Raw genomic sequence first — 21,693 nt, forward strand, 5'->3', positions numbered from 1 at the left:
TGATCCCGGTTCAGGCATGTCGCGACTGGTGACAGAACGCGTCACCCGCGCCGAAGCAGAACAACGCAGAGGCCGGGCTGGACGTGTCGCCCCTGGCACCTGCTATCGGCTGTGGACCCGCGGCGAAGAAGGCGCTTTCGCCGCTTATCCGCCTGCTGAAATAGAAGCGGCAGACTTGACCGGGCTCGCCCTTGATCTGGCCCAATGGGGCGCCCAAGCCGGGGAACTGGCCTTTTTAACACCGCCCCCCTCAGCCGCTCTTGCGGAAGCTCAGTCGCTTTTGACAAACTTGGGCGCGCTAGACCCTGAGGGGCGCATCACGGCTCATGGCAAGGCCCTTGCAGCACTGCCATTGCACCCAAGGCTGGGCCATATGCTGGAAAGGGCCGGCGCGCAGGCGGCGCCCCTCGCCGCGCTTATGGCGGACCGCGATCCGCTTCGAACGCCAGCAGGATGCGACTTGGACCTACGCCTGCGCGCCCTACGAGGCGGCCCTGACGCCGATCCGGCAGCGCGCAAACGAATATCGGCGGAATCCAAGCGCCTGTCTCGCCTTGCCAGGTCCAAAGAACACACCCTAAGCACCGGAGAAATGGCCGCGCTGGCCTATCCCGACCGCATCGCGCTGCACCGCCCCGGCGACGCCCCGCGGTTTGTCATGTCCGGCGGCAAAGGGGCCGCTCTGCCGGAAAGCGACCCGTTGGCAAACCAGCGCCTTCTGGCGGTGACGGACCTTGACGGCAACCCTCGTGAAGCAAAGATCCGTTGCGCCGCGCCTCTGTCGGAAAGCGCCCTGCGGGACCTCTTCGCCGACCAAATCGAAAGGGTGGAAGTGACAGACTGGTCGCGCCGCGAGCGCAAAGTCGTTGCCCGCGTTCAAGAGCGGTTCGGAGCATTGGTCCTGTCGGACAAGCCGTGGAAAGATGCCCCCCCAGAAATGCTATGCACCGCAGCACTGATGGGGGTCCGGGATCTGGGATTGGACCTGTTCAGCGGCGCCCGCGCCTTTTCACTGCTGCGCGCAAGGTTGCGGGTGGCGCGCGCGGAACAGCCTGACTTGCCGGACCCGTCGCCCGAAGCCCTTTTGGAAGCGGCAGAGACGTGGCTCTTGCCGTTCCTGAACGGAATTCGAACCGCAACTGAGCTTCGCAGTTTCGATCCTACGCCCGCACTGCGCGCCAGTTTGGACTATGACCAGCAACAGGCTTTGGACCGGATTGCCCCAGCAAGCTACGAAACCCCCCTCGGCAGACGCGTGGCCATCGACTATTCAGGCGACGCCCCCGAAATTGCACTGCGCCTGCAAGAGTTGTTTGGCGAAACACGGCACCCGCGCGTTGGTGGGCAGCCTTTGCGCGTGACACTGCTGTCGCCCGCCCACAAACCGGTGCAGACGACGATGGACCTGCCAGGCTTCTGGGCCGGAAGCTATGCCGATGTGCGCAAAGACATGCGAGCCCGTTATCCCCGCCACCCTTGGCCAGAAGATCCGACTCAAGCAGACCCAACCCTGCGCGCAAAACCCCGTGGTCGTTAAGACAGCAAAAAGAAGCTCCCGCCCGTCGTTGCGGCCTTACAGCCGCTACCTCCCGTTGGGCGTGGCAGGCTTCGCCTGCGGGTGCAACCTTGATGAGCCCGTACATTCCCCCATGGCAATCCTTTTTATGTAGTTAACGAACCGATCCCATCAAGACAAAGGACCTTGGCTCAGCGGTGTCGAACACCGCCCGTATCGCTGCCACACCTCTATCCGATGAAGCCACCGCAGGCGAAGCCTGCCGGGCCCAACGGGATGAGGCATCGGCAGATGTCGAAGACGGGCGGGAGCATCCCTTTCCTTCACACAAGTCGTCGCCAATGAAGGCCGCCCCGTCGGAAATGGCGTTCATCTTCTTGGCGCGTCACAGTACCGTCTAAAACAACCCAGCGCCATAAGACCTACCCCGTCTCAAAGGACAACCGCACCCATGTTCCTCAGCGTCTTCGACATCTTCAAGGTCGGTATCGGCCCGTCCTCCTCCCACACGATGGGCCCCATGACAGCCGGCGCGCGGTTTTTGGACGACCTGCGCGGCGGTGCTGAAAAGCTGCCAGGCGCAGGCGATCTTGCTGCATTGCGCGCCACCCTACACGGCTCGCTCGCGTTCACGGGCAAAGGACACGCCACAGACCGCGCCGTGATCCTTGGCTTGCAAGGCTTTCAGCCGCACACGCTTGATCCAGATGCTGCCGATGCTGCGCTCGCCGCCATTCGTAACGCTGGTCAGGTCACACCGCCGGACCTCCCACCGCTTGCCTTTGCGCCGGACGCGGACCTCGTCTTTGACTACGGCCCGCCCCTGCCCGGCCATCCGAACGGACTGGTCCTGCTTGCGCTGGACACGGCCGGAAACCCGTACCACCGACAAACCTACTACTCCGTCGGTGGTGGCTTCGTTCTGACCGAAGCTGAACTTGCAGAGCAAGAGGCCTCAACCAACGATCTGCACGCCGAAAAGGCCGCGCATGGCTATCCGTACCCGTTCGGCTCTGCCCGTGAGATGCTGACCATGGGGGCCGCCTCAAACCTGTCTATCGCCGAGATGAAACGCGCCAATGAACGCGCCCACAGCCCCAACAGCGCGCTAGATGCCGATCTCGACGCGCTTTGGGCCACCATGGACGGCGTGATCGACCGGGGTCTGTCCCAAAGCGGGATTCTTCCAGGAGGTTTGAACGTACGCCGCCGTGCACGCACCATTCACGACCAATTGACTGCTGAAGCAGGACGCAACCTTGCCCAACCCCACGTGGTCAATGACTGGCTGTCAGTCTACGCCATGGCCGTGAACGAAGAAAACGCCGCCGGAGGGCGCGTCGTCACCTCGCCCACCAATGGCGCGGCCGGCGTCGTGCCCGCGGTCATCCGCTACTACCGAGACCACTGTATCGGGGCCACGCAAGGCGGCATTCGCGACTTTCTGCTGACCGCCGCCGCCATTGGCGGGCTGATCAAGCATAACGCATCCATTTCAGGGGCAGAGTGCGGCTGTCAGGCCGAAGTCGGGTCGGCCTCGGCCATGGCTGCTGCCGGGATCTGCGCCGCGCTGGGCGGGACCAATGCACAGATCGAAAACGCTGCCGAAATCGCGCTGGAACATCACCTTGGCATGACCTGCGATCCGGCGGCCGGCCTCGTTCAGGTGCCCTGCATCGAACGCAACGGCCTTGGCGCGATCAAGGCGGTTTCCGCGGCGTCACTGGCCCTGCGCGGTGATGGGCAACACTTCATGCCGCTGGACAACTGTATTGAAACCATGCGCCAGACCGGGCGCGACATGTCCGAGAAGTACAAGGAAACCTCGCTGGGCGGTCTGGCGGTCAATTTACCCGAGTGCTAGCAACCGATTCCGTCGGGGTGCGTCAGCAAGCGAGGGGCGGCGCTTAGGCCGCTTGTCCGGATCTCCGCGCACCAATTGCGGCGACGGCAAGAGCCCCAAACAACAACAGGCCACTTGCGGGCAACGGTACGTTGGCGGTGCCATGGGGCTGAAACGATCGCGGGTTCAGCAGCAAAGCACTTGTTGGAAAGACGACCCACACATCCGATGCAATTTGAACATTCGGCAAACCGATGGGCGCAGTACCGACCACGCCTGAGGGCGCAAGATCGTAATAGACATTCTGCGCCCGACTCCCTGTTGTCGTCACTTGGGTGAACTGACCAGTGCTTGAAGAGAACGGCAGATCGATGATGAAACTTGGCGTATTTGACGCATAGATCGCGTTGATCGGTGGCAGGTCGGGGTCCGTTGCATCGAATTGAAACGCGAACATCAGAAAATCAAAGGTCGCGGTATCGGGCACAGTTGCGTCATCGACAATCACATGCGGTGCGGTCGATCCGATCGTTACGTCTTTGACCAGCGGTGGATTTGCCGAGGCGAACGCGGTCGTACCCTGATACCCGACAAAATCGGAAACTGTGATTTGGCCGGTAAGGACCGACGATCCGTCGATCGTCAATGTCGGCGGTGGCAGCAGCTGCAAGATCGCCGCTGAAACCGACCCAGCAGACATGGCTCCAATGCCGCTGATCATCGCTGCGGGGCAAACTCATTCTGTGAGCACGTTGTTCTTTCCTGATGGGGCAAAGCGAGGCGACTCAAAACCTAGCAACTCCACAAGATTCTGGGCTCACATGGCACCAATGCACCCGCCCCAGACCCCACCGGTTGCCAGATTTTGCTGCACCAAACCGGTCCTGCACCGCACGTTCGGGCGGCCTGCGGCGGCCGGTACACGACACAGGGCAATCTCCCCAGTAACGGCGCGTCTGCCCCGCACAGGGTCGTCGCGTCGAAAGTGTCAGAGACCCAAACATTGTCCTCATGCCCAAGTGGCAAATCTATCGCACGGCCCGACGCGCCGATTCTGACAGTCGACTGAACCGCAGCTTGCCCGCCCGACAGGGCCGCATGGACCAGCGCCCCCAATGGTCCAAGTCCCCGTCAAACCCGACAAGGGCCGCCTTGCCGTATGACGCAGCCCGCGCACCCCATTGACCTGCGAGGACTCCGCCACGCCGAAGGTCAGGCTCTTCGCATATCTCGAACAATGGCGATAAGCCCTGCGTGAATGCCCCCGTCCACGTCTTGGCCCGCGGCATAAACAGGCTTTGCAAAACCCACGACCCTTGCTATCAGCCCCGCATGGACACACGCACCGCTCTCCGACGCCGCCGCGCAATCGCCTGAGCCCGCCTTCGCGGGGCCCTGCCCCCGTGCCTGTCCATCACCAATCCAACCACTGAACATTGACACGCCCCCGTGCCTGCGGCACGAAAAGGGCTTCCTGACGAGGACACGCTGATGATCCCCTCCGTTTTGCCGACCTATAACCGCACGCCGCTCACCTTTGTGAAGGGGGATGGCGCCTGGCTGACCGAGGCGGATGGTCGCCGCTTCCTCGATCTGACCGCAGGGATCGCTGTCAACGCGCTCGGCCATGCCCACCCGGCACTGGTCAAGGCGCTGACAGATCAGGCGCAGGCCCTGTGGCATACCTCGAACCTGTATCGCATTCCCCAGCAAGAGGCGCTGGCCGATGCCTTGGTGGGCGCCACCTTTGCCGATACTGTGTTCTTTACCAATTCCGGCACCGAAAGCTGCGAGTTGGCGGTCAAAATGGCGCGGAAATACTGGTTCGATAAAGGTCAGCCAGACCGGACCGACATCATCACCTTTGATGGCTCGTTCCACGGGCGGTCCGCGGCCGGCATCGCCGCTGCGGGGTCGGAAAAGATGACAAAGGGCTTCGCGCCGCTGCTGCCGGGCTTCACCCATCTGGCGTGGGGGGACCACGATGCCCTGCACGCTGCCGTAACGACCACCACCGCCGCAATCCTGATCGAGCCCGTGCAAGGCGAAGGCGGCATCCGCCCCCTGCCCGATGCCTGCCTGAAAGGTCTGCGCGCACTCTGCGACGAAACCGGCGCGCTGCTGATCCTCGACGAAGTCCAATGCGGCATGGGTCGGACCGGCCGGCTCTTTGCCCATGAATTTGCAGGCATCACCCCCGACATCATGATGGTGGCCAAGGGCATCGGCGGGGGCTTCCCGCTTGGCGCTGTGCTGGCGACTGAAAACGCGGCCTCTGGCATGACGGCTGGCACCCACGGATCCACCTACGGGGGCAACCCCCTGGGCTGCGCCGTCGGGCTTGAAGTGATGCGCCACATCGTCGATCCGGCCTTCCTTGCCGAGGTGACCCGCAAATCGGCCGCCTTCCGGCAATCCATCGAAGGAGTGGTGGGACAGCACCCTGACGTGTTCGATCACGTGCGCGGAACCGGCTTGATGCTGGGATTGAAATGCAAAGTGCCGGCCGGCGATGTGGTCGCCGCCGCCACGGCTCAAAACCTGTTGACCGTCCCCGCCGCCGATAACGTGGTGCGCCTTCTGCCGCCGCTGACAATCACCGACAGCGATCTGGCCGAAGCTACTGAACGCCTGCACGCCGCTGCAACCGCCGTGGCCGCCCATGAACCCGCCTGACACCCGGCGCCGGTCCCGCAATGAACGCGGCAAGCCAGCACAGCCGACCCCACACCGCAGATGCGCCGCCCCCTGCGGACAGCTTTGATCAAATCATATCTTCGCGGCGTCCGTGCGGCGAACAGCCCCCCGGAGTCCGACAAAAGGCCCTGACCCATGAACCATTTCCTCGACCTGCACAAAACCGCCCCCGCCGATCTTCGCGCGATGATCGATCAGGCCGCTGCCATGAAAACTGCCCGTGCCGGGGCTCCGCGCGGCACGCCTGACGCCGATGCCGCCCTTGCGGGCCGTGTTGTGGCGTTGGTGTTTGAAAAGCCGTCCACCCGCACGCGGGTGAGCTTTGATGTGGGCGTGCGCCAGATGGGCGGCGAAACGCTGGTCCTGTCCGGCGCAGACATGCAACTCGGCCACGGCGAATCCATCGCCGACACGGCCCGCGTTCTGTCGCGCTATGTGGACCTGATCATGATCCGCACGTTTGAAGAATCCACCCTGCTGGAACTGGCCGAATACGCCACAGTGCCGGTCATCAACGGGCTGACAAACCGCACCCACCCCTGCCAGATCATGGCCGACATCCTGACGTTTGAAGAACACCGTGGGCCAATCACCGGCAAACACGTGGTCTGGGCCGGGGACGGCAACAATGTCTGCGTGTCGCTGATCCATGCCGCAGGGCAGTTTGGCTTTGATCTGACCTTCACCGGCCCCGAACCGCTGGACCCGGAAGCCGACGCCATCGCCGTCGCCCGCGCCGCCGGGGCGACCATCACCCTTGAACGTGACCCGTTCAAGGCAGTGAAAGGCGCGGACCTGATCGTCACCGACACATGGGTGTCCATGCATGACCCGGCTTCGACACGCGAACGGCGGCACAACCAGTTGCGCCCCTATCAGGTGAACGAAGAGCTGATGAAACACGCGGGCGAACAGGCCCTGTTCATGCACTGCCTGCCCGCCCATCGCGAAGAAGAGGTCACCAGCCCGGTCATGGACGGCCCGCAATCGGTGATCTTCGACGAAGCGGAAAACCGCCTGCACGCGCAAAAGGCCGTCATGCGGTGGTGCCTTGGGGTCTGATAGTGACAGACCAACTGCTGGGAACGTGGCACTTGGCCTCGTGGACCAACACCCACCCGGACGGGAGCATCAGTCACCCGTTCGGGCCTGCCCCGACCGGCTATATCAACTACTCGGCTGATGGGTTCTTCTTTGTGCACATCGCCCGCGCGCACAGGGCACAAACCCCGTCAACGGACCCGTTCGGCGGCACCCGGGCCGAAGACAGCGCAGCAATGAAATCGCACCTCACATACGCAGGACGGTTTACGTTCAACGGCGATCATGTGCTGCACCACGTCACCCACGCCTCGTTTCAAAACTGGGTTGGCGGCGATCAGCGCCGCGAGGTGACACTCAAAGGCGATCACCTGACACTGTCCGCAGTGGGGATCATGCTGGACGGCGCGTCCGTGACAGCAACCCTGAACTGGACGCGAGCAAACAATGGATGATCGCCGCCCTACCCCCACGCGCGACCTTGTGAGAACGCCCGCAGATTGGTAAGCTGCGCTAACCAATAAGGGAAAGCGCCAATGCCCGTGATAACCTGCATCGACGATCTCAAAACGCTCTATAAACGGCGCGTGCCGAAAATGTTCTACGACTACGCCGAAACCGGCAGCTGGTCGGAACAGACCTTCCGCGAAAATACATCCGATTTCGACAAACTGTATTTCCGACAGAGGGTCGCGGTGGACATGACAAACCGCACCACCAAAACACAGATGATCGGGCAGGACGTGTCGATGCCGGTGGCGCTTGCGCCTGTCGGCCTGACCGGAATGCAGCACGCCGATGGCGAAATTCTTGCCGCACGCGCAGCCGAAAAGTTCGGCGTGCCGTTCACCCTGTCCACCCTGTCGATCTGCTCCATCGAAGATGTCGCCAAAAATACCAAGGCCCCGTTCTGGTTTCAGGTCTACACCCTGAAAGACGACGACTTCATGGAACGGCTGATGGGCCGCGCGCGCGACGCAGGGTGCTCGGCCATTGTCATCACGTTGGACCTTCAGGTGCAGGGCCAACGCCACAAAGACCTGAAAAACGGCCTGTCTGCCCCGCCGAAACTTACGCCCGCCTCCATCGCCAATATGGCCACCAAGATCGGCTGGGGCCTCGGTATGCTGCAAACCAAGCGGCGCAGTTTCGGCAACGTGGTGGGCCACGCCAAGGGCGTTACCAATCCCGCCTCGCTGTCATCCTGGACCGCCGAAGCGTTCGATCACGCGCTGGATTGGACCCGCGTGAAACAGCTGATGGATATGTGGGGCGGCAAAGTGATCCTGAAAGGGATCATGGACCCCGAAGATGCCCGCCGCGCCGTGGATCTTGGCGCCGATGCCATCGTTGTGTCCAACCATGGCGGTCGCCAGCTTGACGGGGCGCTGTCCTCCATCCGGGCCCTGCCCGCGATTGTCGAAGCCGTAGGGGACCAGATCGAAGTGATGTTCGATAGTGGCATTCGCTCGGGGCAGGACATCCTCAAGGCCCGTGCACTTGGCGCGTCCGGCGTGATGATCGGCCGATCCTGGGTCTATGGGCTGGGCGCGATGGGTCAGCCCGGCGTGAAAAAGGCGCTCGAAGTTCTGCACAAGGAACTCGACACCACCATGGCGCTGTGCGGCCACCGCAACCTGAACGACGTGGGCCGCGACATTCTGTTGATCCCCGAAGACTTCGAAGGCCGCTGGCAAGGAAACTGACCCCCGGCACCGCACCTGAACACGCGCAAAGGTAAGGGCCACCCGACTGGCCCGAACGCGCAAACTTGACCTAGTGTCAGGAAACGCAGCGCTGCGCCCAGTGCGCAAGGACAGGAGCATCCCATGCCATTGAACCAATCCGCCGTCGCACAGATGATCACAGAAGCAGGCCAGCCCGCGCAGACCAAAGGCCGCAAGGTCTGGATCCTGGATGGCGGGAACATGATGACCGCGATGAACCACTTCAAGCAAATCACAGGGGAAGACTTCAACATGGCGGCCCTTCCCACCGTCGCATCCGGCTTCAAACTGAAAACCGTCTCCGAAGCCGTTCTGGGCACGACCGTCAAGGTCACCCTGCGCGGCGGGTCATCCAGCAGCATCGATGGGCCGGGCAACAAACACCACGGCCCACCAACCCTTGAAATCCAATACGCCGAAGCGCTGACGCTGGTTCCTGCCTTCCTTGGCTTCAAGAAAAAGACCGTCGTCGAAGTCAAATATTCCACCCGCGCCGAATTCGCCCGTTGGGCCGATTACGCGGTGTGATGCCCCCCTTGGATCCAAGCCAAAATACCTTTTGACCTAACGTTCAGAACCTAGTTAACGTTCGGTGACACTTGTTTGGAGGTTTCATGCTTAAGACACTCACCGCAGCAGCCATTGCCACGGCGCTTCTTACATTGCCGGTTCAGGCAAAAACCGTCTTCACCGACCTCAGCAGCTTTTTTGTCGGCCTTCCTGCCGCCGGTACGGTCTATACCGAAACCTTCGAAACCGGATATTCAGCAGGCGATGTTGTGTCCTCCACAGGGAACATGAGCATCGTTCCCGCCTCGACCGGGTTCAACTTCACAGTCGTCACAGGTAACGGGTCGATCAATGGGTCCAACCCACTCGAAGACTTCGCCCTGATCTTGCAAGACAACGACACCGGGCCAATCGCAACGCTCGTCTTCACCGAAGCGCTGGCCTATTTCGGCGTCTTCTACATCGACGCAGGCCCCCCCACGATCGACGGCACGAACTTCTCGACGACCGCCGCATCAGGGGACAGCGCGCTGTTCGCAGGGTTCCACTTCACCGCAGCCGACAACCGCAGCGTCATCACCATCGAAAATGTCAGCGGCGACGGCCTTTGGGGTCTCGACGGGTTCGTCTGGGGCACATTGCCGACCACCACCACCGTTCCGGTCCCGGCCGCCCTCCCACTGCTCGCCGGCGCACTTGGCCTTCTGGCCGTGGCTCGCCGCAAAGGCTGACCTGCCAACACATCAATGGAACAGGGGGCCACTGCGGCCCCTTTTCTTTTGCCTCGTTTCCCTGTAATGGCCACGCTTCAACCGGGCATACACCCTTGGAGGATGCCCATAACAAGGAGAAATATCATGGCAGGTGAGATCCCGGATCTTCACGCCGAAGTGCGCACGGGGACAGGCAAGGGGGCCGCCCGACAGACACGCCGCGAAAATTACGTTCCCGGCATCGTCTATGGCGGTGACGCCGATCCTCTTCCGATCAAAATCCCTTACAACGCGCTGCTCAAGCGCCTGAAAGCAGGCCGCTTCCTCGCGACCCTGTTCAACCTGAAAGTCGAAGGCCACGACGACGTGCGCATTATCTGCCGTGCGGTAGAACGCGATGTCGTCAAGGATTTGCCGACTCACGTTGATTTCATGCGCCTGCGCCGCACCACCAAGATCAACCTCTTCCTGCCCGTGGAAGTTGTCGGCGCAGACACCTGCCCCGGCCTGAAAAAGGGCGGAACGTTCAACCTTGTACGTCCGGAAGTCGAACTGGTTGTGACCGCTGGCGAAATCCCCGAACACATCATCCTCGACATCTCCGAGGCGGCGATTGGTGACACGCTGACCATCTCGAATGTCGCGCTGCCCAAGGGCGCGAAGCCGACAATCGATCGGGACTTCGTGGTTGCCACAATCGCAACCCCGTCCGCGCTCGCATCCGCCGGTGCCGACGACGAAGAAGACACAGCCGAGGCGGAAGCCGAAGCCTGATCTTGGCGCACACGCGCACAGACGAAAAGCGGGGCCTTCGGGTCCCGTTTTTTGTTGACTAGGGTCCGGCACCCGTCAGCCAAATGTAACGACTTCGACGAAGTCTTGCTGCGCCCACCCGATGACGCAACACTTACAGCACACACATCGTTTCGATTACGGCCCCGTTATACCTTGGCTTCCATCAACGGGCCTGCGGGAACGCCACTATGTGGTGCCCGAACCGTCTATTTGACATGCAAAAAAAGGGGACCCAAAGGCCCCCTTCTTCATGTCCGCGTGAAAGCCAATGCGCCGCCTTGCTGCTCTGTCAGACTGCTGCGCATCTCCGGCCATTCATTACGGCCTACTTGACCGCGCGACGACGGGCGAATGCGAGCGCGCCCAGCCCAGCAACCATCAACGGCAAAGCCGCAGGAAGCGGAACACTACTCACATTCGAATTGAACGTCACATTGTCATACGCAATTCCGGCAGGGTCATTATTGGTGATCGACACACCTGCAATATCAGCAGACGATGACCGGAAACCAAAGAAACCGTTCGTCGCGGTTTGCGTTATGCTGTCCAGCAAACTGCCGACCGTATCGAAAAAGGCAACGGTGAAAGTTCCCGAGTTTGCGCCGACAACTTCCAGACCGAAGACGTCAGTGACTGTGCTGAACAGGATCGACAGCGCCCCTTCGCCAATCTGGCCACTGACATCCCCATAGATCGTCTGGCTGCCGGACGTGTAGATCCCAATATTGTTGGCCGTGGTCGCCGCTGATGTCAGCGTGAGGGGGGCTGTCGGAGTGCCCGTCAGCGTATCGAACGTTGCGGTTGAAACCGTCTGACCTGCGAACGCCTCCCCATAGGTGGCCCCGGTCTGGGAAATCGTCCCGGCAACATTCCCTGACGACAAACCGTTAAAATCATTGACCGTATCGCCAACGATGGAGTTGTCGGAAACAACCACAGCCTGCGCTGCGCTTGCAAAAAGAAATGGGATTACCAAAATTGCGCGTTTCATAATTTATCCTTACTGCGTTTCGGCCCTACATTGACCCTAGTCTTGTTGAGTAAGAAAGCAGTTGCCAACATCCGAAACAAGTTAGGTTTCCCTCACCAAAATGACTTTTGAAAACGGCAAAAAGTCTGGTGCTCAACGCTTCACAGGCCGGACAGCGCAAACCGTCAGCTATTTTCTATTTCTATTCTCTGGCGCTCTTCCTCCCGAAACGCTGCAATACGCGCCTCAGCCGTGTTGACCTGCGCGATCCGCATCTGGGCAAACGTCGCAAGCACCCTGTTGATCCGCGCCTGATACCCCGGCCCCATGGCGCGATAGAATTTGGCGACAGTTTCATCAACGCGAATCGTGATCTGCACCTTCTTCTCGACCACATCCACATCCTGCTCCAACGTATCCCACGCCGCCGGGATGTGATCGTTCACCCAAAACGGGGCAAGCCCATCATAGTCCAGATCACGGACCTGCCCCATGAACCGCTCATGCGCCAACCGCGCGGCTTTGCTGCGCCCCGGCGCAGGCGTGGATCGATGAAGGTTCTGTGTTTGCTGTTTGCGGGGCATCTGCATCTCCTTTTGCTTCGAACCAAGATCCGCAAAAAGAGTGAACGCTGCCCTTTGGCAGCGCGCGGTCCCTCCTACGGGACTCCTACAGAATACCTACAGGACTCCGACAGGCGGGTTTTCAGACCGAAATTTCCTGCACCGTCTCGAAAATCTCCAACTCAGGCGCGCCCAAGTACATGTCTTTGTTGGAATTTGCCCCGGCATGGGCCTTGCGGAATGCCTCTGACTTGGTCCAAGCCTTGAATTCAGCCTCAGACGCCCAGGCCGTGTGCGACGCATAGAGCCGATAACCGTCTTTCTCATGGCCCTTGAGCAGATGAAATGAAATGAAACCAGGGACTTGCTTCAAATGACTGTCGCGCGACCGCCACAATTCCTCGAACGCGTCCTCTTGTCCGAGCACGACCTTGAACCGGTTCATCGTCAGATACATACTACCCTCCATGGCTGGTCCCGTTTGACCTCATTTCGCTTGTAAAATCAATACCCTAGAGGAGGCCACGATGCGCCTGTTCGTTGGCCTGGGCAATCCCGGCCCCCAATATGCCGCCACGCGGCACAATATCGGCTTCATGGCCGTTGACCGCATAGCCGACGACCACGGGTTTGCGCCTTTCAGAAGCAAATTCAATGGCTTGCTGACCGAGGGAACACTGCGTGGCTCCAAGGTCATGCTGCTCAAACCCCAAACATTCATGAACCTGTCCGGTCAATCTGTGGCCGAGGCCGCCCGCTTCTTCAAGATTTCGCTCAGCGATATCATTGTCTTCCATGATGAGCTCGACCTCGCACCCGGCAAGATCAAGGTCAAGGTTGGCGGCGGACATGCCGGCCATAACGGTCTGCGGTCCATCCATTCCCATCTTGGCCCGGACTATACCCGCATCCGTCTCGGCATCGGGCATCCCGGCCACAAAGACCGCGTATCCCCTTACGTTCTTGGGAATTTCGCAAAGGCTGATCAAGATTGGCTGGATGATCTGCTACGAGGAATTTCCGATGGTGCCGCCGACCTTGCCGCCGGGGATAGCGCGAGGTTTTTGAATGCCGTCGCCCTGCGCACCGCCCCGCCGCGTCCGTCAACCGGCACCAAACGTCCTCAGGCCACCGCGCCACAACCCACCAAGCCGACCCAAAGCACTGACGCCGCGGATGCAAAGGTTGATCAGCGCAGTCCTCTGCAACGCCTTGCCGACAGGTTCAAATAGGCTAGCCTTGACCGGAAAGTGAAAGGAAATTGCATGGACAAAGCCCCCTCCCTCAACGTCAATGGCGATGCTTTGAAATCGTGCTCGACAGACCCGGTGACGGGTTTCTTTCGAAACGGTTGTTGCGATACCAGCGCGGCAGATCAAGGCAGTCATACCGTGTGCGCGGTCATGACGGCAGAGTTCCTCGCCTTTTCAAAATACGTCGGGAATGATCTGAGCACGCCTCGCCCGGAGTTCGGCTTTGCCGGCCTTAAGCCTGGCGATAGCTGGTGCTTGTGCGCGGGGCGTTTTTTGCAAGCTCATGACGATGGCTGCGCGCCCGAGGTGAACCTGTCAGCCACCCACGAACGCGCGCTGGAAATCGTGCCCCTCTCGGTGCTGACGCAATACGCCCGCACCGAAACCTGATGACTTACATCTCGACGCCAAGCGCCTTTGCCACCGTAAAGATGTCTTTGTCGCCGCGTCCGCACATGTTCATGCACAAGATGTGATCGCTCGGCAGGTCCGGCGCGATCTTAAGGACGTGAGCCAAGGCATGTGACGGCTCCAGCGCGGGAATGATGCCCTCTTGCGCGCAGCACACTTTGAACGCTTCAAGCGCCTCTGTATCGGTGATCGACACGTATTGAGCGCGGCCTGTTTCGTGCAGCCATGAATGTTCGGGCCCGATGCCCGGATAGTCGAGGCCCGCCGAAATAGAATGACCTTCTAGGATCTGCCCATCGTCGTCCTGCAGAAGGTAAGTCCGGTTGCCATGCAGCACGCCCGGACGACCGCCCGTCAAACTTGCACAATGCTCCATCTTTTCGTTCACACCGCGCCCACCGGCTTCGACTCCGATGATATTGACGCTTCGGTCATCGAGGAAGGGAAAGAACAGCCCCATGGCGTTGGAGCCACCACCGATTGCCGCGATGATCGTATCTGGCAGACGCCCCTCTTGTTCCTGCAATTGCTCTTTGGCTTCCTTGCCGATGATCGACTGGAAATCGCGGACCATGGCCGGGTATGGGTGCGGCCCTGCAACGGTGCCGATGCAATAGAATGTATCCCTTACATTGGTCACCCAGTCGCGCAACGCATCGTTCATCGCGTCTTTCAACGTGCCACGGCCGGATGTGACGGGCACAACCTTTGCCCCCAGAAGTTTCATCCGGAAGACGTTTGGCGACTGGCGTTCCACGTCGTGCGCGCCCATGTAGACGATGCATTCCAGACCGAATTTGGCACAGACTGTCGCCGTCGCAACGCCATGCTGACCGGCACCTGTTTCTGCGATGATGCGTGTCTTGCCCATACGGCGCGCCAGCAGGATCTGCCCCAACACGTTGTTGATCTTGTGCGCGCCCGTGTGGTTCAACTCGTCGCGCTTCATATAGATCTTGGCGCCGCCGCAATAGTCGGACAAACGCTCAGCATGGTACATTGGCGATGGGCGACCCACATAATGGGTCCAAAGATTGTTCATCTCATCCCAAAAGCTCTGATCAGTCTTGGCGTGCTCATAGCACTCTTCAAGCTCAAGGATCAGCGGCATCAGCGTTTCGCTCACGAAGCGGCCACCGAAATCGCCAAAACGGCCCTTCTCGTCGGGACCGGTCATGAAACTGTTCATCAGATCGTCGGGCATCCCGTTACTCCCTTTGCAGCGGCGACAAAGGCCGCCATCTTTTCCGCATCCTTTGTCCCCGGTGCGCTTTCGACACCCGATGACACATCAACTTGCCGCGCTCCTGTCAGACGCACCGCCTCGGCTACGTTGTCCGGCGTCAATCCGCCAGCCAGCATCCAAGGCACGGCCCATCGCCGACCAGCAATCAGTTGCCAATCGAAGGCAAGCCCATTCCCGCCCGGTAACCTAGCGCCCTTTGGCGGCTTGGCGTCCACCAACAGCATGTCTGCGACACTGGAATACGCATCCAGCGCAGGCAGCTCCGCAGCACTGGCAACTCCTACGGCTTTCATGACGGGAAGACCAGTGCGCGCACGTATGTCAGCCACGCGTTCAGGGCTTTCCGACCCGTGCAACTGCAAGATATCAACCGGGACTTTCGCCAGCATCGCGTCCAGCATCGCATCATCCGCATTCACGGTCAGCGCCACCTTGGCAACACCAACCGGCACTTCGAACGCAAGGGAAGCTGCCGCATCTATCGACAGATGACGGGGTGATTTTTCAAAGAAAACAAGCCCAACGTAAGATGCGCCCGCCGCCACAGCGCCGGAAACATCCTGGGTGCGGGTCAGTCCGCAGATCTTGACCCGAACGTGATTTGCCATGGCAGGGTCAGGACGTGTGGGCGGTGCCGTCGTCCAAAAGCGCAAGAATCTCGTCCTTACCCTTTTGACGATCGGCTTTGATCTTTTCCAGTTCCTGGGCCAGAAGCGCACGCTCGCGGCGGTTCACGGTGGCCTCGCTGCGGTGTTTATGTTCGCGCATCCACTCCCAAAAGAAACCAAACAGGATGCCCGCAGCAATACCCCCGAATACAACCATGTAAAGCGGAAGCTCGTAGGAAAAGTTGTATTTCGTGAATGGCACAAACTCGGCTGGCAACAGCGTCAGCGTCACAATTGCACGATTTGCGAAGCCAATGATGACCAACGCAAGCGCGATCAACGCCAGAATAAGATAAGTGATAAAACGCATGCGAGCCTCTTACTTGCCGTTCAGCCGGTCGCGCAAAAGCTTGCCGGTTTTGAAGAACGGGACATGTTTTTCCTCCACCTCGACCGAGTCGCCGGTTCTGGGGTTTCGTCCCACTCTCGCGTCACGTTGCTTGACTGAAAAGGCCCCAAATCCGCGCAGTTCGACCCGATCCCCGCGGGCCATTGCCTCAATGATCTCTTCGAAGATCGTGTTCACGATCCGCTCAACGTCGCGCTGGTAAAGATGTGGATTGTCATCAGCAATCTTCTGGATCAATTCTGACCGGATCATCGCAAAGTCCCCTTGGGTAGCCTCTTCTTGTCGCGAAGAGTTATCGCCAACGTATAATCTAATCGTCTGTTTTGAGAAGTATAAACACAAAACATCTCACCATTCGAGCGATAAAGAACCGAATTTTAGCCCAGCAACCGAGCGTTTGCCCCTGCGGCATCCTCAAACCAGCTATGCTGCAATGCCGAAACCGGTGATTGATTCGCAAAGGGCGCGTCCGTTTCCGGACGCGCCCAATTCAACCTGCGAATGAAGCTTGAAGATCAGTCGTTGGTCTTGAGTGCCGCACCAAGGATATCGCCCAGCGACGCCCCACTGTCGGACGAACCATACTGTTCCACTGCTTCTTTTTCTTCTGCGATCTCGCGCGCCTTGATCGACAGACCCAAACGGCGGGTCTTGGGGTCGATGTTGGTTACACGCACGTCGAGCTTGTCACCAACCTGGAAGCGCTCTGGACGCTGCTCAGCCCGGTCACGGCTCAGGTCGCTGCGACGGATGAAGGACTTTGCGCCGTCATACGACACTTCGATGCCACCATCTTCAATTGCTGTCACTTCGACAGTCACGATTGTGCCGCGCTTCACGCCGCTTGTCGCTTCTGCGAAGGGATCACCGTCCAGCGCTTTGATCGAAAGCGAGATACGCTCTTTCTCGGCGTCGATTTCGGTAACGACCGCACGGACCATTTCGCCCTTGTGGTAGTTGCCGATGACGTCTTCGCCGCGGCCTTCCCATGTCAGGTCAGACAGGTGAACCATGCCGTCGATGTCGTCGTCGAGACCAATGAACATGCCGAATTCGGTGATGTTCTTGACTTCGCCTTCGACTTCGGTGCCGATCGGGAACTTCTCTTCAAAGACTTCCCATGGATTGCGCATGGTCTGCTTGAGGCCGAGCGAAACGCGGCGCTTGGCCGGATCGATCTCAAGAACCATGACCTGCACTTCCTGGCTGGTCGAAACGATCTTGCCGGGGTGCACGTTCTTCTTGGTCCAGGACATCTCGGACACGTGAACCAGGCCTTCAACACCGGCTTCCAGCTCAACAAATGCGCCGTAATCGGTGATGTTGGTTACGCGACCCGTGTGCACGGATTCCAGCGGGAACTTGGCCTGAACCGATTCCCAAGGATCTTCCTGCAACTGCTTCATGCCAAGGCTGATGCGGTGCGTTTCTTTGTTGACCTTGATGACCTGAACTTTGACGGTTTCGCCAATCGCCAGAATCTCGGACGGGTGATTGACCCGGCGCCATGCCATGTCTGTCACGTGCAGCAGGCCGTCTACGCCACCCAGATCGACGAATGCGCCGTACTCGGTGATGTTCTTGACTACGCCGTCAACCGCGTCGCCTTCGTTCAGCTTGCCGATAACTTCGGCGCGCTGTTCGGCACGAGATTCTTCAAGGATAGCACGACGCGACACAACGATGTTGCCACGACGACGGTCCATCTTGAGGATCTGGAACGGCTGCTTGAGACCCATGAGCGGGCCCGCGTCACGGACAGGACGCACATCAACTTGGCTGCCGGGCAGGAATGCAACTGCGCCGCCAAGATCGACTGTGAAGCCGCCTTTGACACGGCCGAAGATCGCGCCTTCGACGCGGTTTTCGTCTGCATAAGCTTTTTCAAGGTGATCCCATGCCGCTTCACGGCGGGCCATTTCGCGCGAAATCACAGCTTCACCGCGCGCGTTCTCAACCTGACGGAGGTAGACTTCTACTTCGTCACCGACAGAGATTTCGGGCGCTTCGCCGGGGTTTGCGAATTCTTTCAGATCAACGCGGCCTTCCATCTTGTAGCCGACGTCGATGATGGCTTGGCCCGCTTCGATTGCGATAACCTTGCCTTTGACAACAGAGCCCTCGTCGGGCGTGTCAATTTCGAAGCTTTCCTGCAGGAGGGCTTCGAATTCTTCCATGGATGCGTTTTGCGACATATGAGTTTCAGATTTCCTTCGGTTTCAGTTTACTGGCCGGGTGGTTGTCTCCACCGGTCTTGGGTTGGTCTTGACGAATGTTGGATAGCAAAAAACGCAAAGGGCCGGTGATTTCCGACCCTGCCCGCGTGTTTCTGCCCCGACTTTGCGCCGTGTTGACAGGCGCGCTATAGGGTAAAGTGACCTTGTTGGCAAGCCTTGGACGCGTTTAACCAAGCGCGGCAGTGATGCGGGCGGCGGCGGCACTGACGGCGGCATCGATGTCCATCTGAGAGGTGTCCAGCACCACGGCATCCTGCGCCGGGCGCAAAGGCGCGGCCGCGCGTTCACGATCCCGGCGGTCACGGGCGCGCAGGTCTTCCAGCACAGCATCACGCGTCAGGCTCGGATCCGCCAATTCGCGCCAGCGACGATCAGCCCTCACCGTATCGGATGCCGTAACAAAGAGCTTCACTTCCGCCCCCGGACAAATGACCGTGCCGATGTCGCGGCCATCAAGCACAGCGCCTGTGCCGCGCCGCGCAAAGTCGCGCTGAAACGCCACAAGCGCTTCGCGGACGTCTGCCATAGCGGCGACTCGGCTGGCCGCCTGCCCCGCTTCAGCCGTACGGAGATCGCCCCTCGCCAAGTCTTCCGGTGTCAGGCTGCTGGCGGCCTCCAACGGCGCCATGCCGGCGGCGACTTTTGCGCCGGTCGCGCGATAGAGCAGGCCGGTATCCAGGTATTCAAACCCGAAACGGTTTGCGATTGCTCGTGAAATGGTTCCCTTGCCCGCAGCCGCAGGCCCATCGATCGCAACTGTGAATGCCATTGCAGCCCCCTGTTTGCAGCGGTCATCCCAAACCGCGCCAAGAAGGGCAATCAGAAATCTGGCCGCACCGGTGCAAGCACACCCAGCGGAGTGTCCCGCACCTGCCGAAGCAGTGAAATGAAACCGGCCACTTGATGCGCGGCTGTAGCTGCGCCCTTGTCGGCCGTCGCGATGGACGCGTCCCCCACAGTTCCGACCGGGTTAAGATCAGACGAAATCCAGCCATAGCTCACCGGGCCAATTGGTGAAATCCCACCCGCCTGTGCGCTTGAGCGGTTATCCATCGCGGCCTTCATATCCACCGTCTGCGGACGGAACGACAGCATCAGCGATGTTTCGACATCGCCGCCATGAATCCCGAAGCGCAGCTCGTCCGCGGTGTACATCCCGGCAGGGTGGCCAAAGCTGCCCCACTGGCATTTGATCGCCAGCATACCTGCCCGCACGCGTAATTCGCGCGACAGGATCGACACAAGATCAAGGTTTCCACCATGGCTGTTCACGATGACGATCTTGCGGATTCCGGCACGCGCCACGGAAAGCCCGATTTCCACCCAGGCCTTCAGCGCGGTCTCGGCCGTCAACGTAAGGGTGCCCGGAGCGTGAAGATGCTCGTTTGACTTGCCCACCGCCTGCACAGGTAAAATACGGAGATCGAGGTCCGACGGGCACGTCTTGCGAAGCACATCAAGCATGCCATTCGCAATCAGCGTGTCGGTTCCCACGGGCAGATGTGGGCCATGCTGCTCGATCGCCGCTGTGGGCAGGACTGCGATGACCTTTTCGGGGTCGAGTCCTTCGAATTCAGTTGTTCGGTAGTCTGCCCAATCAAGCCGTCTCGTCATCATGTCACCGGTGTCACATAGGTCGCATCAAGACGGCTGCGCAGATACTCTGCCCCCGTCACCGGAGGATATTTCGCAGCCCCCGTCCCCGGAAGCGCCGAGATCACCGCATCCGGGTCGGCATCAAGGAAAAACGCCAGAGATCGGCGCCGATTGGCAGGCGGCACAACCCGGTGCGGCGTGGACACGTAAATGTCGTTGGTCCAGCGCATCAGGCAATCGGCAATGTTCACGACGAACGCACCCGGCACATGGGGCACATCGATCCAGTCGCCACCGCGCGGGCGCACCTGCAGGCCAGCTTCGCCATCGGTCATCAGCAACGTGATAGACCCGTAATCAGTGTGCGCCCCGGCCCCAATTTCGCCCTTTGCACCAGACCCCGGCGGATAACTCAGCAACCGCAAAGTCGCCAATGGCGCGCGAAAGCTGGACGCAAAGTGGTCTTCTTCCAAACCCAGATCACGGGCAAAGGCGCGGTGCATATCGATGCCGAGAGCAAGACAGGCGTCGTAATAGCCGCGCATCGTCTCGGCAAAACCGGGGATGTCAGGCCAGCGATTTACAGCTCGGAAAGGCTCTGCGCGCAGGACCCGTGGATCGTCGGCAGCAAGGTCCAACCCGATATTGAACGCCTCTTTGTGGTCGATGCTATCGCTGGTGTCATCAAGGTTTTCACTGCCCGGCGGGGTCCAGCCCCGGTTGGCACCCCCGTTCAAAATCGACAACGGTTCCTTTGCGGCGGCAGGCTGCGAAAAGAACGCATCCGCCTTGGTGAACACTGTGTCGATCATGCCCTGCGCGATGCCGTGCCCGGACAGCAGGAAAAAGCCCGTGTCGCGGCAGGCGTGCCCCAGGTCTTGCGTGAATCCGGCCGGGTCCGTTTCAAATCGGGACCAATCGAGGATCGGGATCATGCCGGTTGCTCCTGTTTCTTTTCAGGGCGTCCTGCAAAAGACCGAACTTTGGCGGCAACCTTTGCAAGATGTGCCTTGCGGCTTTGTGCGGTGGAGCTGTCCATAAGGTAATGCGCCGCAAAGCTTGTCCGGCACCGCCGCGCACAGATCGCCCGAACCCCGCGCAGGATCGTGCGTTTGCCCGGCGCACCGATCAAAAAGGTCAGCCAACGCGACGCGCCACATGTCGTGTATACGGCCAGCCCGGTGACGTTGGTCAAACCGGGGCGAATGTCTGAATGAGTCTCGTCTGGCATAAGAAATGCAATGCCCGGAACCATCACACGGTCAAGCCAGCCCTTCAGCCGGGCCGGAAGCCCGTACCACCACGTCGGATAAACAAAGACGAGCGTGTCACACCATTTCAAGGCATCCACATGAGACTGAACCGGGGTGCAATTCACGGCTTCGTCCTCATAGGCGGCCAATTCTTGTGCACTCAAACAAGGATCGAACGGTTCAGCGTACAGGTCGATAATCCGAACTTCGGCGCCCGCATTCTCCAGGTTTTCAACGACCGTATTGCGCACAGCGGCTGTGAAGCTTTCGGGGTTGGGATGGCAATAAATCAACAAGGCGCGCAT

25 protein-coding genes are annotated in these 21,693 nt (G+C 60.0%); 11 read left to right on the plus strand and 14 right to left on the minus strand.

Going from position 1 to position 21,693, the window contains the following annotated elements:
• On the plus strand, positions 1-1,537 hold a 1,537-nt coding region (locus E2L05_RS01765), incomplete at its 5' end, for an ATP-dependent helicase C-terminal domain-containing protein (RefSeq protein ID WP_279512621.1).
• Between the two features lie 430 nt (positions 1,538-1,967).
• A complete protein-coding gene (locus tag E2L05_RS01770; RefSeq protein WP_133341180.1) occupies positions 1,968-3,380 on the plus strand; it encodes an L-serine ammonia-lyase in 1,413 nt (470 codons plus the stop codon).
• A gap of 43 nt (positions 3,381-3,423) precedes the next feature.
• Here the strand turns inward: E2L05_RS01770 and E2L05_RS01775 are convergent, their stop codons facing one another.
• Together E2L05_RS01775 and E2L05_RS21310 are read right to left on the minus strand one after the other, a co-directional pair.
• The gene (locus tag E2L05_RS01775) at positions 3,424-4,059 is read right to left on the minus strand and encodes a VPLPA-CTERM sorting domain-containing protein (RefSeq protein ID WP_133341181.1); all 636 of its coding nucleotides are present in this window, start codon (positions 4,057-4,059) and stop codon (positions 3,424-3,426) included.
• Positions 4,060-4,151: 92 nt separating this feature from the next.
• A complete protein-coding gene (locus tag E2L05_RS21310; RefSeq protein WP_133341182.1) occupies positions 4,152-4,475 on the minus strand; it encodes an amino acid synthesis family protein in 324 nt (107 codons plus the stop codon).
• A 375-nt stretch (positions 4,476-4,850) separates the two neighbouring features.
• On the opposite strand from E2L05_RS21310, the gene E2L05_RS01790 reads away from it, so the two are divergent.
• The 7 genes from E2L05_RS01790 to E2L05_RS01820 all read left to right on the plus strand — a co-directional run bounded on the left by E2L05_RS01790 (position 4,851) and on the right by E2L05_RS01820 (position 10,821).
• Positions 4,851-6,035: an aspartate aminotransferase family protein gene (locus tag E2L05_RS01790; protein ID WP_133341184.1), complete on the plus strand. Its 1,185-nt coding sequence runs from the start codon at positions 4,851-4,853 to the stop codon at positions 6,033-6,035.
• Between the two features lie 156 nt (positions 6,036-6,191).
• On the plus strand, positions 6,192-7,118 hold the full coding sequence (argF, locus tag E2L05_RS01795) for an ornithine carbamoyltransferase (protein ID WP_133341185.1): 927 nt from the start codon (positions 6,192-6,194) through the stop codon (positions 7,116-7,118).
• A 2-nt stretch (positions 7,119-7,120) separates the two neighbouring features.
• The gene (locus E2L05_RS01800) at positions 7,121-7,552 is read left to right on the plus strand and encodes a lipocalin-like domain-containing protein (RefSeq protein ID WP_165971666.1); all 432 of its coding nucleotides are present in this window, start codon (positions 7,121-7,123) and stop codon (positions 7,550-7,552) included.
• An 81-nt stretch (positions 7,553-7,633) separates the two neighbouring features.
• Positions 7,634-8,803 (plus strand): alpha-hydroxy acid oxidase, encoded by a 1,170-nt coding sequence (locus E2L05_RS01805; protein WP_133341187.1) that lies wholly within the window; start codon positions 7,634-7,636, stop codon positions 8,801-8,803.
• A gap of 123 nt (positions 8,804-8,926) precedes the next feature.
• Positions 8,927-9,352, plus strand: a complete 426-nt coding sequence (locus tag E2L05_RS01810; protein WP_133341188.1) for a hypothetical protein — start codon at positions 8,927-8,929, stop codon at positions 9,350-9,352.
• 86 nt (positions 9,353-9,438) lie between these two features.
• Positions 9,439-10,065, plus strand: a complete 627-nt coding sequence (locus E2L05_RS01815) for a hypothetical protein (protein WP_133341189.1) — start codon at positions 9,439-9,441, stop codon at positions 10,063-10,065.
• Between the two features lie 126 nt (positions 10,066-10,191).
• The gene (locus E2L05_RS01820; RefSeq protein ID WP_133341190.1) at positions 10,192-10,821 is read left to right on the plus strand and encodes a 50S ribosomal protein L25/general stress protein Ctc; all 630 of its coding nucleotides are present in this window, start codon (positions 10,192-10,194) and stop codon (positions 10,819-10,821) included.
• Positions 10,822-11,167: 346 nt separating this feature from the next.
• On the opposite strand, the gene E2L05_RS01825 is transcribed toward E2L05_RS01820, so the two are convergent.
• The 3 genes from E2L05_RS01825 to E2L05_RS01835 all read right to left on the minus strand — a co-directional run bounded on the left by E2L05_RS01825 (position 11,168) and on the right by E2L05_RS01835 (position 12,832).
• Complete coding sequence (locus tag E2L05_RS01825) at positions 11,168-11,833, minus strand: VPLPA-CTERM sorting domain-containing protein (RefSeq protein WP_133341191.1); 666 nt, start codon at positions 11,831-11,833, stop codon at positions 11,168-11,170.
• 164 nt (positions 11,834-11,997) lie between these two features.
• Positions 11,998-12,396: a BrnA antitoxin family protein gene (locus E2L05_RS01830; protein WP_133341192.1), complete on the minus strand. Its 399-nt coding sequence runs from the start codon at positions 12,394-12,396 to the stop codon at positions 11,998-12,000.
• A 121-nt stretch (positions 12,397-12,517) separates the two neighbouring features.
• Positions 12,518-12,832, minus strand: coding sequence for an antibiotic biosynthesis monooxygenase family protein (locus E2L05_RS01835; protein ID WP_133341315.1), 315 nt, complete (start codon positions 12,830-12,832; stop codon positions 12,518-12,520).
• A gap of 70 nt (positions 12,833-12,902) precedes the next feature.
• Here E2L05_RS01835 and pth point away from each other — a divergent pair, with 70 nt between their 5' ends.
• Complete coding sequence (gene pth / locus E2L05_RS01840) at positions 12,903-13,607, plus strand: aminoacyl-tRNA hydrolase (protein ID WP_133341193.1); 705 nt, start codon at positions 12,903-12,905, stop codon at positions 13,605-13,607.
• A gap of 33 nt (positions 13,608-13,640) precedes the next feature.
• Complete coding sequence (locus tag E2L05_RS01845) at positions 13,641-14,018, plus strand: DUF2237 family protein (RefSeq protein ID WP_133341194.1); 378 nt, start codon at positions 13,641-13,643, stop codon at positions 14,016-14,018.
• A gap of 4 nt (positions 14,019-14,022) precedes the next feature.
• Here the strand turns inward: E2L05_RS01845 and trpB are convergent, their stop codons facing one another.
• The 9 genes from trpB to E2L05_RS01890 all read right to left on the minus strand — a co-directional run bounded on the left by trpB (position 14,023) and on the right by E2L05_RS01890 (position 21,693).
• Entirely contained in the window at positions 14,023-15,243 is a 1,221-nt protein-coding gene (gene trpB / locus E2L05_RS01850; RefSeq protein WP_133341195.1) for a tryptophan synthase subunit beta, read from the minus strand.
• Positions 15,228-15,893: a phosphoribosylanthranilate isomerase gene (locus E2L05_RS01855; protein WP_133341196.1), complete on the minus strand. Its 666-nt coding sequence runs from the start codon at positions 15,891-15,893 to the stop codon at positions 15,228-15,230. Before E2L05_RS01855 ends, trpB begins: the two co-directional genes overlap by 16 nt.
• A gap of 7 nt (positions 15,894-15,900) precedes the next feature.
• Complete coding sequence (locus E2L05_RS01860) at positions 15,901-16,263, minus strand: LapA family protein (RefSeq protein ID WP_133341197.1); 363 nt, start codon at positions 16,261-16,263, stop codon at positions 15,901-15,903.
• 9 nt (positions 16,264-16,272) lie between these two features.
• The gene (gene ihfB, locus E2L05_RS01865) at positions 16,273-16,554 is read right to left on the minus strand and encodes an integration host factor subunit beta (protein WP_133341198.1); all 282 of its coding nucleotides are present in this window, start codon (positions 16,552-16,554) and stop codon (positions 16,273-16,275) included.
• 263 nt (positions 16,555-16,817) lie between these two features.
• The gene (gene rpsA, locus E2L05_RS01870; protein ID WP_133341199.1) at positions 16,818-18,497 is read right to left on the minus strand and encodes a 30S ribosomal protein S1; all 1,680 of its coding nucleotides are present in this window, start codon (positions 18,495-18,497) and stop codon (positions 16,818-16,820) included.
• Between the two features lie 208 nt (positions 18,498-18,705).
• Positions 18,706-19,308, minus strand: a complete 603-nt coding sequence (locus E2L05_RS01875; protein ID WP_133341200.1) for a (d)CMP kinase — start codon at positions 19,306-19,308, stop codon at positions 18,706-18,708.
• A gap of 50 nt (positions 19,309-19,358) precedes the next feature.
• Complete coding sequence (locus tag E2L05_RS01880; protein WP_133341201.1) at positions 19,359-20,153, minus strand: creatininase family protein; 795 nt, start codon at positions 20,151-20,153, stop codon at positions 19,359-19,361.
• Positions 20,153-21,070 carry an isopenicillin N synthase family dioxygenase gene (locus E2L05_RS01885; RefSeq protein ID WP_133341202.1) on the minus strand — a complete coding sequence of 306 codons (918 nt, stop codon included), beginning with the start codon at positions 21,068-21,070 and terminating at the stop codon, positions 20,153-20,155. Before E2L05_RS01885 ends, E2L05_RS01880 begins: the two co-directional genes overlap by 1 nt.
• The gene (locus E2L05_RS01890) at positions 21,067-21,693 is read right to left on the minus strand and encodes an NAD(P)H-dependent oxidoreductase (protein WP_133341203.1); all 627 of its coding nucleotides are present in this window, start codon (positions 21,691-21,693) and stop codon (positions 21,067-21,069) included. Before E2L05_RS01890 ends, E2L05_RS01885 begins: the two co-directional genes overlap by 4 nt.

It is taken from the genome of Meridianimarinicoccus aquatilis (assembly GCF_004358675.1).
Taxonomy (GTDB): domain Bacteria; phylum Pseudomonadota; class Alphaproteobacteria; order Rhodobacterales; family Rhodobacteraceae; genus Meridianimarinicoccus; species Meridianimarinicoccus aquatilis.